22 protein-coding genes are annotated in these 17,694 nt (G+C 49.9%); 2 read left to right on the forward strand and 20 right to left on the reverse strand.

What is annotated here, in order from left to right; genetic code table 11:
• Position 1: 1 nt before the first annotated feature.
• The 4 genes from F0P93_RS14080 to eno form a co-directional block, all read right to left on the reverse strand.
• On the reverse strand, positions 2-952 hold the full coding sequence (locus F0P93_RS14080) for a UTP--glucose-1-phosphate uridylyltransferase (protein ID WP_225309488.1): 951 nt from the start codon (positions 950-952) through the stop codon (positions 2-4).
• 181 nt (positions 953-1,133) lie between these two features.
• Positions 1,134-1,661 (reverse strand): low molecular weight protein-tyrosine-phosphatase, encoded by a 528-nt coding sequence (locus tag F0P93_RS14085; protein WP_150877035.1) that lies wholly within the window; start codon positions 1,659-1,661, stop codon positions 1,134-1,136.
• Positions 1,662-1,722: 61 nt separating this feature from the next.
• On the reverse strand, positions 1,723-2,034 hold the full coding sequence (locus F0P93_RS14090; protein WP_150877036.1) for an FtsB family cell division protein: 312 nt from the start codon (positions 2,032-2,034) through the stop codon (positions 1,723-1,725).
• Between the two features lie 85 nt (positions 2,035-2,119).
• Positions 2,120-3,397, reverse strand: coding sequence for a phosphopyruvate hydratase (eno, locus tag F0P93_RS14095; protein ID WP_150877037.1), 1,278 nt, complete (start codon positions 3,395-3,397; stop codon positions 2,120-2,122).
• Positions 3,398-3,666: 269 nt separating this feature from the next.
• Between eno and F0P93_RS14100 the strand changes: the two genes are divergently transcribed.
• Together F0P93_RS14100 and F0P93_RS14105 are read left to right on the forward strand one after the other, a co-directional pair.
• Positions 3,667-6,570: an ATP-binding protein gene (locus tag F0P93_RS14100; protein WP_191908817.1), complete on the forward strand. Its 2,904-nt coding sequence runs from the start codon at positions 3,667-3,669 to the stop codon at positions 6,568-6,570.
• A gap of 139 nt (positions 6,571-6,709) precedes the next feature.
• Complete coding sequence (locus F0P93_RS14105) at positions 6,710-6,910, forward strand: hypothetical protein (protein ID WP_150877039.1); 201 nt, start codon at positions 6,710-6,712, stop codon at positions 6,908-6,910.
• On the opposite strand, the gene F0P93_RS14110 is transcribed toward F0P93_RS14105, so the two are convergent.
• The 16 genes from F0P93_RS14110 to rplF form a co-directional block, all read right to left on the reverse strand.
• Complete coding sequence (locus tag F0P93_RS14110; RefSeq protein ID WP_150877040.1) at positions 6,907-8,103, reverse strand: acetyltransferase domain-containing protein; 1,197 nt, start codon at positions 8,101-8,103, stop codon at positions 6,907-6,909. The two genes, F0P93_RS14105 and F0P93_RS14110, sit on opposite strands and share 4 nt — an antisense overlap.
• A 107-nt stretch (positions 8,104-8,210) precedes the next feature.
• Complete coding sequence (gene carA / locus F0P93_RS14115; protein ID WP_150877041.1) at positions 8,211-9,326, reverse strand: glutamine-hydrolyzing carbamoyl-phosphate synthase small subunit; 1,116 nt, start codon at positions 9,324-9,326, stop codon at positions 8,211-8,213.
• Between the two features lie 94 nt (positions 9,327-9,420).
• Positions 9,421-10,188 (reverse strand): 50S ribosomal protein L17, encoded by a 768-nt coding sequence (gene rplQ / locus F0P93_RS14120; protein WP_150877042.1) that lies wholly within the window; start codon positions 10,186-10,188, stop codon positions 9,421-9,423.
• Between the two features lie 4 nt (positions 10,189-10,192).
• Positions 10,193-11,182, reverse strand: coding sequence for a DNA-directed RNA polymerase subunit alpha (locus tag F0P93_RS14125; protein WP_150877043.1), 990 nt, complete (start codon positions 11,180-11,182; stop codon positions 10,193-10,195).
• 135 nt (positions 11,183-11,317) lie between these two features.
• Complete coding sequence (gene rpsD, locus F0P93_RS14130) at positions 11,318-11,923, reverse strand: 30S ribosomal protein S4 (protein ID WP_114406366.1); 606 nt, start codon at positions 11,921-11,923, stop codon at positions 11,318-11,320.
• A 115-nt stretch (positions 11,924-12,038) separates the two neighbouring features.
• Positions 12,039-12,434 carry a 30S ribosomal protein S11 gene (gene rpsK / locus F0P93_RS14135; RefSeq protein WP_114406367.1) on the reverse strand — a complete coding sequence of 132 codons (396 nt, stop codon included), beginning with the start codon at positions 12,432-12,434 and terminating at the stop codon, positions 12,039-12,041.
• A gap of 87 nt (positions 12,435-12,521) precedes the next feature.
• Positions 12,522-12,899, reverse strand: a complete 378-nt coding sequence (rpsM, locus tag F0P93_RS14140; protein ID WP_114406368.1) for a 30S ribosomal protein S13 — start codon at positions 12,897-12,899, stop codon at positions 12,522-12,524.
• Between the two features lie 9 nt (positions 12,900-12,908).
• A complete protein-coding gene (gene rpmJ, locus F0P93_RS14145) occupies positions 12,909-13,025 on the reverse strand; it encodes a 50S ribosomal protein L36 (protein ID WP_091512700.1) in 117 nt (38 codons plus the stop codon).
• A gap of 104 nt (positions 13,026-13,129) precedes the next feature.
• Positions 13,130-13,348 carry a translation initiation factor IF-1 gene (gene infA, locus F0P93_RS14150; RefSeq protein WP_114406369.1) on the reverse strand — a complete coding sequence of 73 codons (219 nt, stop codon included), beginning with the start codon at positions 13,346-13,348 and terminating at the stop codon, positions 13,130-13,132.
• Positions 13,349-13,351: 3 nt separating this feature from the next.
• Complete coding sequence (gene map, locus F0P93_RS14155) at positions 13,352-14,164, reverse strand: type I methionyl aminopeptidase (RefSeq protein WP_150877044.1); 813 nt, start codon at positions 14,162-14,164, stop codon at positions 13,352-13,354.
• A gap of 4 nt (positions 14,165-14,168) precedes the next feature.
• The gene (gene secY / locus F0P93_RS14160; RefSeq protein ID WP_138993100.1) at positions 14,169-15,482 is read right to left on the reverse strand and encodes a preprotein translocase subunit SecY; all 1,314 of its coding nucleotides are present in this window, start codon (positions 15,480-15,482) and stop codon (positions 14,169-14,171) included.
• 85 nt (positions 15,483-15,567) lie between these two features.
• A complete protein-coding gene (gene rplO, locus F0P93_RS14165) occupies positions 15,568-16,014 on the reverse strand; it encodes a 50S ribosomal protein L15 (RefSeq protein WP_150877045.1) in 447 nt (148 codons plus the stop codon).
• A 4-nt stretch (positions 16,015-16,018) separates the two neighbouring features.
• The gene (gene rpmD, locus F0P93_RS14170; RefSeq protein ID WP_114406373.1) at positions 16,019-16,198 is read right to left on the reverse strand and encodes a 50S ribosomal protein L30; all 180 of its coding nucleotides are present in this window, start codon (positions 16,196-16,198) and stop codon (positions 16,019-16,021) included.
• A 23-nt stretch (positions 16,199-16,221) separates the two neighbouring features.
• Positions 16,222-16,737 carry a 30S ribosomal protein S5 gene (gene rpsE, locus F0P93_RS14175; protein WP_114406374.1) on the reverse strand — a complete coding sequence of 172 codons (516 nt, stop codon included), beginning with the start codon at positions 16,735-16,737 and terminating at the stop codon, positions 16,222-16,224.
• Between the two features lie 8 nt (positions 16,738-16,745).
• Positions 16,746-17,102 (reverse strand): 50S ribosomal protein L18, encoded by a 357-nt coding sequence (gene rplR / locus F0P93_RS14180; RefSeq protein ID WP_114406375.1) that lies wholly within the window; start codon positions 17,100-17,102, stop codon positions 16,746-16,748.
• A 31-nt stretch (positions 17,103-17,133) separates the two neighbouring features.
• Positions 17,134-17,691 carry a 50S ribosomal protein L6 gene (gene rplF / locus F0P93_RS14185; RefSeq protein ID WP_150877046.1) on the reverse strand — a complete coding sequence of 186 codons (558 nt, stop codon included), beginning with the start codon at positions 17,689-17,691 and terminating at the stop codon, positions 17,134-17,136.
• Between the last annotated feature and the right edge of the window lie 3 nt (positions 17,692-17,694).

Raw genomic sequence — 17,694 nt, forward strand, 5'->3', positions numbered from 1 at the left:
ATCAGACAGTTCTGCTGTTTGCTTCAGCCAGTAATTCCACCATTGTCGACAGGATTTCGCTGTGGGCATCGCCCGCTAATCCCAACGCAATCTGCGCGCGTAACAGCCCGTGTTTCCGGCTTAAATCGTAGCGATTCCCTTTTACTTCCAGCGCCAGATAGTTTTCGGTTTCGGCCAGTTCCTGAAGGGCAGGCGTCAACAGAATGTTGGTGCTGTTCTGGTCGATGTATTTCTGTAAAATGGAGAAAATAGCGGGGGTAAAGACGTGCATTCCGAAGAAGCACAGGTAATAGCCAGCCCGTAAACCCGGAGTCTGGAGTTCGAGTTCGGCCACACTCAGGGGTGGTTTTTCAATGATTTTCTCAATCTGATAGACTCCTGAACGGTTAGCAGCCTGCTTGCCCGTAAGCGTTCCGTAGCGGCCAATCTGGTGTTCGATGGTCGGATTAACGGCCGAAACCGAGCAGTTTTCCTGCGAAGCCAGTTCCAGCAATTGGGCCGCGCAGCTTTTCAATTTGAGATTGGAAACATAAAGATAATCTCCCAACAACAGCAGAAAGGGCTCATTGTTCACAAAATCCTTAGCACAATAGACGGCATGGCCATAGCCCAGCGGTTCCTGTTGCTCGGCAAACTGAACGCGATCCAGCAAATGATCGATTTTCTCGGCTTCTTTCTTCGCCCAGTCGACGCCCTTGAATGAATTGAAAAGATTATCCCGCAGGGAAGCAAAAGCTTTAAGATAGCGGTCGCCGTCGCCGGGCGCACAAACCACGCACAATTCTTCAATTCCGCTGGCAAACGCTTCTTCAGCAATAATCTGGATCACCGGTTTGTGCAGGCCGTCGGTATCGATCACCGGAAGCATGGCTTTCTGAATGGTATCCGCAACCGGATAGAGCCGTTCTCCACGGGCAGCCGCCGTAATCACCGCTTTTTTAATTCTCATCATTTACGAAGCTAATTTTAAGATGGTATATCGTTGAGTAGTTATGGATGGCCATTCACAAACGGGTTCAATCTAAAGAAAATTAGCAGACTAAAAGCCATACGGTTTGTCAGACCTATTTTATTGAAATTTTTTCTTTATTTCATAAAACTATCCGTACCTCCGGGGGAGATTATCAAGTGCATTATTTCTTTTTTGCTCCCGTTACAGATGGTTGCAGTGCGTGTTGCTCCACCAGGTAATTCAGCAAATTTTCGCAGCAACGGGACACAATCTGATAGACTTGTTCAAAAACTACAGCGTCTTCGTAATAAGGGTCGGGGACACTCAGCCCATTCGGCCCGGAATCCGGCTGGGGATCAAATTCGCGCAGTAGAACCGTGTTTTCTTCGCTGTAAAGTCCGGTACTCCGGTGGCTGAAATACTGAATGGCGTCATAATTCGCTTCGTCCATGGCCACGAGGTAATCGAACTGCGACAAATCCTCACCCGACAGCTTGCGGGCGCGGTGGGTCAGTTTAATGCCGTGTTCGAGCGCATTTTCACGGGTCCGGCGGTCGGGCAGGTCGCCAATGTGGTAGGAAGATGTGCCGGCTGAGTCGCATTGAATCGACGCTTCCAGGCCCCGTTCTTTGATCAACTGCTGAAATACGCCTTCCGCCACCGGCGACCGGCAAATGTTTCCCAGACAGACAAAGAGAACGTTAAGCATGATGATGGGTAATGGACAATGGAGCATTGTCAATCGTCAATGGCCGATGGTCACTAAAGGTCTACTTTTCGATGGGTTCATTTTTCTCATTGACCAGCACATAAACATCCTCATTGGGCTTTTTCATGAGGTAGTTTTCGCGGGCGTATTTCTCCTGCAAACGGGGATTGCCCAGAATGGACTGGCGCTGAATTTCTACTTCCTCGATTTTTTCGTCGTAATAGACCAGATCCGTCTCCAGATCGCCCAGTTTCAGGCTGTTGCGAACTTGAGAAATGATGTCGTTGGCATCAAAAAACAGCATCCAGATCAACAATCCCACACCCGTTGCGAAATAGAAGTTTTTGACGACTCGGAGGATTTTGGTCAGCATGGGATTTTGAAATAAAGGCCCCAACCCCCTAAAGGGGCTTTCAGCATCTGGCTTTTTTAGCGCCCTTTAGTGAGTTGGGGTAGTATTACATTTTAATGCCCGGGAAATACGCGATTTCGCCCAGTTCCTCTTCAATGCGGAGCAACTGGTTGTATTTCGCCATCCGATCGGAACGGGACGCCGAGCCGGTTTTGATCTGACCCGTATTCAGGGCCACGGCCAAATCGGCAATCGTTGCATCTTCGGTTTCGCCGGAACGGTGCGACATGATGTTTTTATACGAATTGCGTTTCGCCAGGTTAACCGTATTGATGGTTTCCGTCAGCGAACCGATCTGGTTTACTTTCACCAGAACGGCGTTGGCAATTCCCTGATCGATGCCTTGTTGCAGACGCGTAACGTTCGTCACAAACAAGTCATCCCCAACGAGTTGGGTTTTCTTTCCGATCAGCTCGGTTTGCTCTTTCCAGCCGCTCCAGTCGTCTTCGGCCATACCGTCTTCGATAGAGATGATCGGATATTTGTCAACCCACTCTTTCCAGTAGTTCGCCATTTCGGACGAGCTGAGTTTGTCGCCGGTCGATTTTTTGAAATGGTACGTTCCGGATTCGGCATCGTAAAACTCCGACGCAGCGGCATCCATCGCAATGTAAATATCCTGACCGGCGCGATACCCGGCTTTGTCGATGGCTTGCAGAATGATCTGGATAGCTTCTTCGTTCGAAGGAATGTTGGGAGCAAAACCGCCTTCGTCGCCCACGTTGGTCGACATGCCTTTGCCCTTCAGCACTTTTTTCAACGAGTGGAACACTTCCGTTCCCCAACGCAGAGCTTCCGAGAAGCTGGGCGCGCCAACTGGCATCACCATAAATTCCTGGAAGTCAATGGAGTTATCGGCATGGCTACCACCGTTCAGAATGTTCATCATCGGTACGGGCAGCGTGTTGGCATTGACCCCGCCAATGTAGCGATACAGTGGTAAACCGGCTTCCTGAGCAGCCGCTTTGGCGATGGCCAGCGAAACACCCAGAATGGCATTGGCACCCAGACGACCTTTGTTCGACGTACCATCCAGTTCAATCATAATCCGGTCGATCATGCTCTGATCGAACACCGACGATCCTACCAGTTCCGGGAAGATCAGTTCATTGACGTTCTGAACCGCTCTCAATACGCCTTTGCCGACGTACCGCTTCGGATCATCGTCGCGCAATTCGACGGCTTCGTGTGAACCGGTCGAGGCACCCGATGGAACGGCCGCACGGCCCAAAAAACCGTTTTCGGTGCGAACATCGACTTCCACGGTCGGATTGCCTCTCGAATCCAGAATCTGTCTGGCATGAATGGACTGAATAATACTCATTGTGTCTGAAAAAGTTGGTTAATGTTCTGTAAACGAAAAGGAACAAGTGTGCAGAAAATTCCCTGACGGCTCTTTACTGACACTGTTACCATTTACTGACAATTGGTTATAGCACGATTTTTGCCATACAAAGTAAGTGATTTTTTCGGTTTGTAGGGAATGCCCGATGAATTAAGCCATTCGGTATTACGCAATTATTACCCGACGATTTGACCATCCGACCCACGTGTTCGTGGTGTCTCAGCGGGAAATGAGGTATGCAGATTTTTATGACGCCCCTACGGAACCCACGGGTCTTGCTGCTGGTGTTTTATTTGAGTAGCCAAACCCTGGTTGGTCTGGCTCAGAAAAACCGTGTCTACACGGCCCAGGCTGGCGTCATGGATCTTTCTTCCTACTCCTATGGTGCTTCAGAACCCGTATCTCTCGTGGGCGACTGGTTTTTTAAATGGAACCAATTTGTCGATTCAGCCCGCGTCGCCACGAGCCAAACCCTGATACCGGTACCCGGAAACTGGCATTCGTATACCGGCAGTTCCACCTTGTTTCCGCAGGATTTGGGCCACTGCACCTACGGGTTGCGGATTATCCTTCCCGATTCAGGAAAAGTATGGTCGTTGCGCCTTCCGCCAATCCGAACCGCCTATACCCTTTACGTCAATGGTCAGTTGGTGGCCCAGACTGGCCAGGTGGCAACCGACCAGACCATGAAACCGGAGATCAACGCCAAAGTCGTCTCATTTCTGGTTCCGGGCAAAGAAGCATTCCTGTTGCTACACGTTTCCAACTATTATTTTGCCTACGGTGGCATCTGGAAAAGCCTGGAATTGGGCAACCCGGCGGTCATTTCACAAAGCCGGGAACGAAGCCTGCTGATTTCTTCCTTCATCGTCGGCGCTCTTTTAATCATTGGCCTGTACCACTTTGTGCTCTATGCGCTTCGCCGAAAAGACCGGGCGCCCTTGCTGTTTGGCATACTGTGTGTACTGGCTGCGTTTCGGGAGAATCTCAATTCGGAGAGTCTGTTTTTTCTGGTTTTTCCCGCAGCAGACTGGATACTGGCCAACAAAGCACTCTATAGTGCCTTTCCGGTTGGGATCATCGGCATCACGCTCTACCTGCAATGCCTGTTTCCGGGTGCCATTTCGGCCCTGGCCCGAAAAAGCATTTTCGCCTTGAACCTGGGTTTTCTGGCGCTGGTGTTGCTCACACCGCCCCCGGTCTACGCAGCCTGGGGAACCCTCATCAGCCCCCTCGCGACGGTTGAATGCGGTTATTTTTTCTGGATTGCCTTTCAGGCCACCCGACAAAAGAAAGAGGGCGGTTTTATCCTTTTTTGTGATATGATTCTGCTGACGGCCTGTGCGATCAACGACACTTTGTATCAGGCCGGTCTCATTCATACCTATTTCCTGCTTTCCAGCGCCGTCGTCATTTTCACCCTTTGTCAGTCGTTGTTGCTGGCGATTCGTTTCTCTACGGCTTTTAAGCGGACCGAAGCGCTGACGGTGGAGTTGAAAACGGCGAACCAGCTCATCGAGCAAATGGCGGTGAAACGGCAGGAAGCCGACCGGCGCAAGGAGGTTGAGGAAGTAAAAAACCGGTTTTTCTCCAACATTACCCACGAATTCCGGACGCCCCTCACGTTGATTATCTCCCCCATCGAGCAACTGCTGCCCCCGCCGGGGAAAGGGTTTTCCGTTGAAAATTCCGTTCTCCAAAATACGCTGACGACCATCCACCGCAATGCGCGTCAATTGCTTCAACTGATCAATCAATTGCTGGATTTGTCAAAACTCGAATCCGGCAGTCTGACCATCCAGGAATCACAGGGCGATGTGGTTCATTTCCTGAACGATCTCGTTAATTCATTCCGGATAACTGCCGAAACCAAACGGATTCAGTTGACGTACCAACCGGGCCCTCTTCCAGACCAACTGCTGTTCGATGACGACAAATGGGGAAAAATCAGCTACAATCTGCTTTCGAACGCCTTGAAATATACGCCCGGCGGAGGCTCGGTGGAGGTCAAATTAAGTGCCGAGCCAATGCAGGCGGCTGGCTACCTCATCTTGCGGCTGTCGGTTTCCGACACCGGAATCGGTATTGCGTCAGACCAGATTCCCCATATTTTTGATCGCTTTTATCAGATCGACGACTCCCGAACGCGCTCTTTTGGCGGAACCGGCATCGGGTTGGCTCTCGTAAAAGAATTGACAGATCTGCTCAATGGCACGGTCAGGGTGGAAAGTGAAGTCGGCAAAGGCACCACCGTGACCGTCGAGTGTCCCGTTCGTCTTCCCTTTGCCGAGCATCCAACGCTGAACCCACTCCCGTCTCAGACGCTGTGGCCGGAACTCCCCCCCCCGTTTGTTGCTCCATTACCCGACAAAACCGCTTCCGTCAATGAAACACTCCCGCTCATTCTGGTCGTAGAAGATAACCCGGCCCTGCGCCACCTGATCGCAGCCGGACTTTCCAATACCTACCGGGTCATTACGGCGGCCAATGGGCAGGAAGGATGGCAATTCTGCCAGGCCGAATTGCCCGATCTGGTGCTGAGCGACATCATGATGCCCGAAATGGACGGGCTTCAACTCTGTCGGCTTATCAAGCAAACCACCCAAACGGGCCACATTGCCGTCGTTCTGCTGACCGCCAAAACCGCTTCCGAAAGCAAACTGGAAGGTTTGTCGGTGGGTGCCAACGATTATTTAACCAAACCCTTCGATCAACGGGAATTGCAGCTCCGGGTGGCTAACCTGCTCCACTACCAATCGACGTTGCGCAAATTTTACAACCTCCAGTTCAGCAAACCCCAACCCATTGCGTTGCCGGCTTACGAAAACGCTTTTCTGAGTCAGCTCTACCAGGCCCTCGAAAAGCACATCGACGACGCCAAACTTTCGGTCGACGATCTTGCCCTGGAAGTGTCGATGAGTTCCCGAACCCTCAATCGCAAGCTGACGACCATGCTGGGCATGACGGTCAGTGAGTTTATCCGCAATTACCGCCTTCGCAAAGCCGCAGATTTGTTAAAGGCTGGTTATCCGGTTTCAGAAACGGCCTATATGGTTGGTTTTGAGAGCCCTTCCTATTTTGGTCAATGCTTCAAAGACCTCTTCACCTTGTCGCCTTCGGAGTACATTCGGAGTGTGTTGTCTGAAAATTGAGTGTAATTGTCCGAAAATTGCGAGTTTGTTTGTGGTAATTTCATCAATATTGCAGACTACTATTTTCTCTGTTCTGATCATGCATTTGTGTACGGGCTATCCACCAATGGCCCGTACATGCCATTCTTTTATTTTCAACATGGAGCATTTATTCGCTGAATCGAACACGTGGGATGTAGGCATCGATCCATCGCTGGACATCCCTTCTGAGGAAACCTACCAACGTTATCTGGTCAATTTACATTATCAGGCGATTGAATACCAAAATTATTCGGCCCGGTTTTCGCCCAAGCGAACGGCCAAACTTCAGTGGTTTTCAACCGACATTGCACTGGCTTAAAGATAGCTCCAGATTGGGCTACGGCTCCGGTTTTTGATTCGACCATAGGCTTTGCAAAGCGGATACATAACCAGTATGACCAGAATCCACACGCCATAGGTCAGCCCCAGCGACAACCCATGATCGGGCATTGCACCCGCCGTTTTGTTCTGAAAGTTAATAGACGACCACGGAATACCATCTGACATCAGAAGCAAAACGGACAGAACGTGGATCAGCAAAAAGTGAACCAGGAAGTAGAAGAGCGGAACACGCCCGTAAACGATAAAAAAATTCATCCAGTTGGCCCGTTTGCCCTCCAGCCAACTTAATAGCAACAGTGCCGGTCCCAACGTAATCAGGGTGAAAAGCAGCGAGGGCGGGTATTTCGTGACGTTGATAAAAGAAAACAGGGTAAACAGGGGCGTTTTCTGTACGGCCCACGGTACAGGATCACCGTAGCGATTCAGGGCGCGAATCAACACAAAAACCGTGATCGCAACCATTCCAATCCATCTGAGCATCCGGCTGCGCTTCGCCGGTTCGACATCCGGGCTGAATAATTCCCCCAGGCAATAGCCCAGAATGAGAATCCCAATCCACGGCAACACCGGATACATCGTAATGGCAATCCGGCCCGAGCCTAAGGGAATCGCATTGGGCCTGTGCAGCATCGACCAGAGGGTGTCTAGGGCCGTTCCGGGTTGAAAGGAAACGCTGTCCGTTGCATTATGACCAAACAAAATGAGCAGGCCAAGTGTCAGAACAAGCCTTGGCGGCAAAAATAGCAACCCGCTCAAAATCACCATGCCAACACCCGTTGCCCAAATCACCTCCAGGGCGGTTACGGAAAACGTGATATCAAACCATATAATCAGGTTAACGACGGTTATGTCCACGAACATCAGCCAGACGCCACGCGTCAGCAGAAAAACGCTCAGTTCCGGCTTTGTCTTTTTCAGGCTCATGAGATAAGCCGACGTTCCGGCCAGAAAGACAAAAGTTGGCGCACAGAAATGCGTTACCCAGCGCGTCAGAAATAAGCTGGGCGTGGTGGTATTTAAATCCGTGGCGTTGTAAAAAAAACCGTTGAGGTGGATAAAATCCCGCGTATGATCCAGGGCCATAATGACCATCACGATACCCCGCACCGTATCGATGCTCAGGATGCGGGCTGCTACACGATTCAGAGGCAAGGTGGCCGTAACTGACATAGGATGAATGGCTTAATTTACACACAAGTTAGTTTTATGCGTAAACAGGAGCAATACACCGTCGGCAATAGTCATAAAAAAACCGGCCAATGACCGGTTTTTCATTCTTATCGTGCTTCGACCTCGATCAATTTCACAAAGTCATCGAATAAATACCGGGAGTCGTGGGGTCCCGGCGAAGCTTCGGGGTGGTATTGCACCGAAAAAGCCGGGCGGTCTTTCCGACGAATCCCTTCGATCGTTTTATCGTTCAGGTTGATGTGCGTCAGTTCAATATCCCGGTTATCCATCACTTCATCAGCCCGCACGGCGAAACCGTGATTTTGGGAAGTTACCTCACACAGGCCCGTAATCAGGTTTTTGACGGGATGGTTCAAACCCCGGTGGCCATTGTGCATTTTGTAGGTGGTAATGCCACTGGCCAGCGACAGAATCTGGTGTCCGAGGCAAATGCCGAACAACGGTTTATCGGTTTCCAGCGCCTGCGTTACGGTTTGAACGGCGTAAGGCATCGCAGCCGGGTCGCCGGGGCCGTTGGAAATAAAATAACCGTCCGGGTTCCAAGCATTGATTTCTTCAAAAGGCGTTTTAGCCGGAAAAACCCGGCAGTGCGCGCCCCGGTTTGCCAGGTTGTTCAGAATGCTTTTTTTGATTCCCAGGTCCAGCACCGCCACTTTAAAGTCGGCCCGACCTGCATCTCCTACTTCGTATATCTTTTGCGTACTCACTTCCGACGAAAGCTCCAGGCCTTCCATGTCCGGTATCTGGTGCAGCCGATCGAGCAAAACGGCCGGGTCCAGAATTTCGGACGAAATAATGCAGTTCATGACGCCTTTGTCGCGAATGTGCCGCACCACCTGACGGGTATCGATTCCACTGATTCCGACAATGTTAGCCCGTTCAAAATACTCCTGCAAGGAGGTATCAGCGGTATGCCGTGAATGAATCTGCGAAAAGAAATTACAGACCATACCCCGGATCTTAACACTTCCGGATTCCTCTTCATCACGATACTGGACCCCGTAGTTCCCAATGTGTGATGTTGTGTTAACGATCACCTGACCGTAATACGAGGGATCCGTATAAATCTCCTGATAGCCGGTCATGCCCGTGTTGAAGCATATTTCACCACCTGCCGTCCCGATTTTGCCGAGAGCCGTTCCCCTAAACACGGAACCATCTTTCAAAACCAGTAAAGCATCTGGTTGCTGAACCTGTTTCATGAATTACGTTGGAGTTTTTGAGTTAAAAAAAAGGGTTAACCCGTTACGGTTAACCCTCTATTTGGTATTTGAGTTCGCTCTTCACAATGATTAATTAGCTGGGTCGACCGCCGTTCAATTCATCCTGCAGGGTCTTCAACTCGTCGAATTTGCCATCGCGGGCCAGAGCAGCCTGTTGTGGCCAGGTTTCCGGCGTGTGTGAAGCAAATTGAGATCCGGCGTTGTCAAGGATTTCCTTGATGGCTTCCGGGGTCATATCGGCTACCTGGGCGAACGTTGTCACACCGGCGTTTACCAGCACTTCAGCGATCTTCGGGCCAACGCCTTCGATCAGCGCCAGATCATCAGCGGCCGCTTCCGGGGCTGCTTCGACAGCGGGAGCGGTTTCGGTTTTTGCTTCGGCTACCGGTGCGGCTGCAACGGTTTCGTCGGCTTTCCGGCCACCCCGACGACCACGACGGGTCCGGGTTGCTTTTTGCTCGTCAACGGCCGTCAACATCGTTTCGTTGAAGTCGACCAGTTCGATGATACAGGTTTCGGCGTTGTCACCCAACCGGTTGCCCAGTTTGATGATCCGGGTGTAGCCACCCGGCCGGTTCGAGATTTTGTCAGATACGACGTTGAACAGTTCTTTCATCGTCTCCTTGTTCTGGAGGTACGAGAAAACAACCCGGCGGTTCTGGTACGAATCGTCTTTGGCGCGGGTCAACAGGGGTTCAACGTATTTCCGCAGTTCTTTCGCTTTGGCAACCGTCGTCTCGATGCGCTTGCTCAGAATCAGCGAGGATGCCATGTTCGACAGCATTGCCGTCCGGTGTGAATGGGTCCTGCTAAGGTGATTATTTTTTTTACCGTGTCTCATGGTATCAGTCCTCGTCTAATCTGTATTTGGTAATGTCCATGCCGAAAGTCAGGTTCTTTTCGGCCACCAACTGTTCCAATTCAGTCAGCGACTTCTTACCGAAGTTTCTAAATTTCATCATATCTGAAATCTCCAGTTTCACCAGGTCACCCAGTGACTTCACATCGGCAGATTTCAAGCAATTGTAAGCCCGTACGGACAAATCAAGATCAGCCAGCGGAGTTTTCAACAACTTCCGCATGTGCAGCATTTCTTCATCAACCACGTTGTCTTCTTCGGCTTTCGCGGTTTCAAACGTCATCGTTTGATCGGAGAACAGCATGAAGTGTTGAATCAGGATGGTAGCTGCGCCTTTCAGGGCTTCTTCCGGGTGAATGGAACCGTCGGTTTCGATGTCCAGCAACAACCGTTCGTAGTCGGTTTTTTGCTCAACCCGCGTGTTTTCAACGCTGTAACGGACGTTCTTGATCGGCGTATAAATGGCGTCGATCGGGATGTGTCCGAAAGGCAGTTCGTTGGCACGTGGCTCGTCGGCAGGCACATACCCCCGGCCTTTCTCCACGTGAATTTCCATTTCCAGCTCACGCGTATCGTCGATGTGACAGATTTCCAGTTCAGGATTCAGTACTTCAAACGACGCGGTGAATTTTGATATGTCGCCGGCTTTTAACACCGACTGATTTTTGATCGTAACGGTAATTTTGTTGTCGACCATGTCCGAAACTTTCTTAAACCGAACCATTTTCAGGTTCAGGATAATTTCGGTAACATCTTCAACGACGCCTTCTATGGATGAGAACTCGTGCAGTACGCCAGGGAATCGTACGCTGGCAATGGCATAGCCTTCCAGCGATGACAGCAGAATTCTCCGCAACGCATTCCCTATGGTCACGCCATAGCCCTTTTCGAGTGGCTTGAACTCAAACAACCCGTGAAAGTCGTCAGCTCGCTCCATGACAACTTTATCGGGCATTTGGAACGCTAATATTGACATACGAATTTGTTTTTAACCGTTCAACTAATGAAATGCAGTGTACAGTTTTCGGTATACGGTTTACGCAGGGTAGCGGGTTCGGTCACTTTGCAATCTAACTGAAAACCGAAAACCGTATACCGAAAACCAAAACTGTTACTTAGAATACAATTCAACCACCAGTTGCTCGTTCACGTTCTCAGGAATCTGATCGCGTTCCGGGTAGGTGGTAAACACCCCCTGCAACTGTTGTTGATCCCATTCCAACCAGTTGTAGCGCTTCGGATTCCGGGCCGACAGGCTGGTTGTCACGGCTTCAAGTGACTTCGATTTCTCACGAATGCTGATCAGTTGACCGGGTTTCAATGAGTAAGAAGCTATATTGACCACTTCGCCGTCAACGGCAATGTGTTTGTGAGAGACTAATTGGCGGGCAGCCCGGCGGGTTGGGGCAATGCCTAGACGGTAAACCGTGTTGTCCAGACGTGCTTCGCAAAGTTTCAGCAGGTTTTCACCGGTGATGCCTTGTTTAACAACGGCCCGGTGGAACAAGCCCCGGAACTGACGTTCCAGAATACCGTAGATGTATTTTACTTTTTGTTTTTCCTGCAACTGAACAGCATATTCTGACTGTTTCCGTTTCCGACCGCGCCCGTGTTGTCCGGGAGCGTAGGCTTTCTTTTGCAGGGCTTTGCTGGGGCCGAGAATCGGCTCACCAAACTTGCGGGAAATCTTGGCCTTAGGGCCTGTGTATCTTGCCATTTGTACTGAGAATGAATAACGAAAAACGATGAACAGACACAACCCAATGTCGCCTGCCCGTATTCATTAAGTGAAGCGGCTTGCTCAACGCAACCCGCAGAATTAAAAGTAATGATTAAACGCGACGGCGTTTCGGAGGGCGGCAGCCGTTGTGTGGCAGTGGTGTAATGTCTTTGATGGACATTACTTCAATACCAGTGTTCTGGATCGTCCGGATGGCGGATTCACGACCGGAACCGGGACCTTTTACGAACACTTCTGCCTTGCGCATACCCAGATCGTGGGCTACGGTAGCACAGTTCTGAGCGGCAGTCTGAGCAGCATACGGCGTGTTTTTCTTGGAGCCTTTGAAGCCCATTTTACCGGCCGATGCCCACGAGATTACCTGTCCCGAGCTATTCGTAATGGAAATGATAATGTTATTGAACGAAGCCCGGATGTGTACCTGACCAACGGGTTCAACGACTACTACCCGTTTTTTCGCTTTGTCTTTGCGTTTTGCCTGAGCCATTTCTAGTTGATCGTTTAACGTTTAACGTCTAAGGTTTAAAGCATTTTGCGAAAAACCTTAAACGTTAAACCTCAAACCTTAAACTCATTATTTAGTTGCTTTCTTCTTATTTGCTACCGTCTTACGCTTACCTTTCCGCGTGCGGGAGTTGTTTTTCGTGTGCTGGCCACGAACCGGCAGGCCTTTCCGGTGACGCAGACCCCGGTAGCAACCAATGTCCATCAATCGCTTGATGTTCAACTGGACTTCCGATTTCAGTGCCCCTTCAACCTTGTGTTCTGCGCTGATGATGGTCCGGATGGCATTCGACTCTTCGTCGTTCCACTCGCTCACCTTCTTATCAACAGATACACCTGCTTTATTCAGAATTCTCTGCGCTGAGCTACGGCCAATGCCAAAAATGTAAGTCAACGAAATTTCACCGCGTTTCCGGTCGGGAATATCAACCCCTGCAATACGTGCCATATTCAGTGATTAACCTTGTCTTTGTTTATACCTAGGATTCTTCTTATTGATCACGTAAAGCTTCCCCTTCCGGCGGATCACCTTACAATCAACACTGCGCTTTTTAATCGACGCCTTGACTTTCATGGTTTTACTCTCCGTTTTACGGTTTTCAGTTTTCGGTTTTCAGTTTTCGGTTGTTGCTGCACAATGTCAGCCCACCGTAAACCATAAACCGTACACTTTAAACCTTATTTATACCGATAAACAATTCGTGCTTTGGACAGGTCATACGGCGACATTTCCAATTTCACCCGGTCGCCGGGCAGAATCTTAATGTAATTCATCCGCATTTTCCCGGAAATATGAGCCACTACTTCATGCTTGTTTTCGAGTTGTACCCGAAACATGGCATTGGAGAGTGCTTCTACAATGGTACCGTCTTGTTCGATGGATGTCTGTTTTGCCATTCGTTACGCTATGGTCACTTCGTTGACTTCAATCATTAAGCTGGTATTGGCCGTTACTTCTTCAATGTACTGGAACGTCGTCAGAATTTCGGCCTGGCCTTTCCGGATCGCAACCGAGTGTTCGTAATGAGCAGACGGTTTTCGGTCGGCGGTTCGGATGGTCCAGCCATCCCGTTCCTGAACAATGCTTTTCTTGCCGAGATTTACCATCGGCTCGATGGCCAGAACCATGCCTTCTTTCAGCTTGACGCCCTGTCCACGTTTGCCGTAATTCGGCACTTCCGGGCTTTCGTGGAGGCTCTTTCCGAGTCCATGACCCACTAGCTCCCGAACCACTGAATAGCCAAACTTCTCTACATGACTCTGCACGGCATACCCAATATCGCCGATCCGGTTTCCTTCCGTTGCTTTTTCAATACCGCAATACAGGGATTGTTTGGTACGAATCAGCAGATCACGAACTTCCTGGCTAATTTCTCCAATGGGATAGGTATACGCACTATCACTATGGTATCCGTTCAGTTTTACGCCACAATCGATCGAAATAATATCACCTTCTTTCAGTTCGTACTTACTCGGAAAACCGTGTACGACCGTCTCATTGACCGAAATACACAAAGCAGCCGGGAAGTTGTTGAATCCTTTGAAAGAAGGAATACCACCGTTGTCGCGAATATACTCCTCAGCCACGCGATCCAGTTCTTTCGTAGTCACACCCGGACGAATCCGTTTGGCTACTTCGGCATGTGCTTTGCCGAGAACCTGCCCGCTGATTTTCATCAGCTCTATTTCGGCGTCTGATTTCAGGTAAATCATTTCGTTAAGCCGTTATGCTCTCCGTGCGGCCCGTTACGCGTCCTGACTGCATCAGGCCTTCGTAACGACGCATCAGAAGATAACTTTCAACTTGCTGCAAGGTATCCAGCACCACGCCCACCATAATCAACAGCGACGTACCTCCGAAAAACTGCGAGAAGTTGCGAGTCATTCCCAGCAAAGACGCAACAGCCGGCAAAATCGCTACAATAGCCAGCATCAGCGCTCCCGGTAACGTAATCCGGTCCAAAACCTGACCGATGTATTCAGAAGTCATAAAACCGGGTTTAACACCGGGAATAAAACCTCCGCTCCGTTTCATGTCATCCGCAATCTGATTCGGGTTAACCGAAATCGCCGTGTAGAAAAACGTAAAGACGATAATCAGAACGGCGAACAACACGTTATACTGCCACGAGGTATAATCGGCGAAAACCGTCTGTACCGAACCGGCCAAATCGCTCTTCTCCGCAAACAACGAAGCAACCAGTGACGGAACGAACATCAGTGCCTGGGCAAAAATGATCGGCATGACACCGGCGGCATTCAACTTCAGGGGAAGATACTGACGTTGACCGCCCACTACCTTGTTCCCAACAACCTGCTTGGCATACTGAATCGGAATCCGGCGAACCGCCTGTGTCAGTACCACCGCACCCATTACGACAAAGAACAGAGCAACGATTTCAAGGACGAACAGTAAAGCTCCTCCTGATCCGCGGGACAAAGCCTCTCCGTATACGGCACCCGGAAACCGCGACACAATACCGATCATGATCAGCATCGAAATCCCGTTCCCGATTCCCTTATCGGTGATGCGCTCACCCAGCCACATGCAAAAAATGGTACCGGCCGTCAAAACAACAACAGACACAATATTGAATGTGGCCTTGTTGATCATAATGGCTTCGCCCGGAATGGTCGTCGTCAAATACGTAATCGCCTGAGCCGCCGTCACGAAAATGGTCAGGATACGGGTAATCTGATTTAAACGCTTCCGGCCCGACTCTCCTTCTTTCTGCATTTTCTGAAAGTAAGGCAGGGCCAGCGTCAAAAGCTGAATTGCAATCGATGCCGAGATATACGGCATGATTCCCAAAGCAAAAATAGATGCTTTGCTGAAGGCTCCACCCGAGAACGTTTCCAGCAATCCCAGGAGTCCCTGCGGATTGAGGTTTAATTTCGTCGGATCGATCCCTGGCAATACAATTTGAGACCCTAGTCTAAAAACCGTCACAAACAACAACGTGTTGAGAATGCGGGTTCTCAGTTCCTCGATCGAAAAGATATTCTGAAGGGTCGTGATGAATCGTTTCATTAGTGTATCAAGCTGCTCGTCCGAAAAAAGTCACCAAATTTACGAAGAAATATTGGCTAAATCTACTCATGAACGAACAAGCCGATTAGAGCTTGATTGCTTTACCGCCTGCTTTCTCAATTGCTTCAATCGCTTTCTGCGAAAAGCCATGTGCTTTCACTTCCACGACTGACGAAATTTCACCCCGGCTCAGAATCTTTATTTTGTCGTTTTTACCGGCTAACCCGTGTTGCATTAGCACATCGATATCGATGGAAGTAATGCCGGCGCTTTCAATTAACTGCTGAAGTGTGTCTAGGTTAATCGGCTTATATTCAACCCGATTGATATTTTTGAAGCCGAATTTCGGTACCCGGCGCTGCAGAGGCATCTGACCTCCTTCGAAGTTTTTCTTAGCGCTGTAACCGGAACGCGACTGGGCACCTTTATGGCCACGGGTTGATGTTCCACCCATCCCAGAACCCGTACCCCGACCTACTCGCTTGCGCTGCCGGACTGATCCTTCCGCAGGTTTAAGTGTATTCAGATTCATAATCTTAAATTTCTTCTACAGTAACTAAATGTTGAATTTTACGGATAATCCCACCAACTGCGTCATTGTATTCCAACGAAACGCTGCGGTTGATTTTACCCAGACCAAGCGACTTGATCGCCAGTTTCTGTGTTTTCGGCCGCTTAATGATGCTGCGAACCTGTGTTATTTTAACCCGTGCCATTTTCTTGCCGTTGTTAAGGATTCTTATCCGTTAAAAACTTTGCTCAGTTTCACCCCACGCTGGAAGGCGACCTGATGCGGAGCGCGCATTTTCAGCAGCGCGTCGATGGTTGCCTTCACCACATTGTGCGGATTGGATGAACCCTTCGATTTTGCCAATACGTCGCGGATACCGGCACTTTCCAATACCGCACGCATCGCACCACCGGCGATAACACCCGTACCGGCCGAAGCGGGTTTCAGCAGAACAAAACCACCGCTGAACTTGCCTTCCATCGCATGAGGAACCGTGTGCTTCAACAACGGAACCTGAACGAGGTTTTTCTTCGCATCTTCAATTCCTTTGGCAATCGCATCCGTTACTTCGTTCGCTTTACCGAGGCCGTAGCCAACCACGCCGTTGCCGTCGCCGACTACGATGATGGCCGCAAAGCTAAAACGCCGACCACCTTTCACCACCTTGGCAACGCGGTTGATAGCGACAACGCGTTCTTTCAGTTCAGACTCGTTAACTTTAGCAGGTCTTGTATTGGTTACCATTGTTTTGCTTAGAATTTAAGGCCTCCTTCTCTGGCACCGTCGGCCAAAGCTTTCACCTTACCATGATATAAATACCCATTCCGATCAAAAACTACCTTGGAAATACCGCTGGTAGTTGCTTTCTCTGCCAAAGCCTGTCCAACCTGTTTTGCCAGTTCGACGTTAACGCCTTTCTTATCATTGCCGGTAATCTCGATTGATGAAGCGCTGACCAGCGTGTGGCCTTTTTCGTCGTCAATGATTTGGGCATAGATACGGGCATTTGACCGGAAGACGGATAGTCTCGGCTGGTCAGCCGTTCCGGAAACCTTGTTCCGGATATGATTCTTAATACGCAGTCTTCTGCTTTCTTTCGTGACAGCCATTTTCGCCTGTGCTTATTATATGGTTCACCTATTACTTCTTGGAAGCAGACTTACCAGCTTTCCGACGAATTTTCTCGCCCACAAAGCGGATACCCTTCCCTTTGTACGGTTCAACTTTCCGCAACGAGCGGATTTTAGCCGCAACATCGCCAATGAGTTGCTTATCGATTCCTTCCAGAATGACCTTCGGGTTTTGCCCTTTTTCCGTTACGGAAGTTACCTTCAGCTCCGTCGGGATGGCCACATAAATATCATGTGAATACCCCAGCGTCAATTGCAGAATATTGTTCGTTGCAACGGCTTTGTAACCAACACCGACGATTTCGAGTTCCAACCGATACCCGGTGCTAACACCCGTTACCATATTGTTGACCAAGGCGCGGTACAAACCGTGCAAGGCTTTGAAACGCTTCTGATCATTCGGGCGAATCACTTTCAGTTCTCCGTCGGCGATCTCTAATTTGATATCCGGGTTGATGCTCTGCGACAGTTCCCCTTTCGGGCCTTTCACCGTAACTGTGTTACCGTTCTCGACCGAAACTGACACTTTCTCGGGCAGTGCAATGGATTTATTACCTACGCGTGACATAGT

Origin of the sequence: Larkinella humicola (assembly GCF_008727875.1) — a bacterium.
GTDB lineage: Bacteria > Bacteroidota > Bacteroidia > Cytophagales > Spirosomataceae > Larkinella > Larkinella humicola.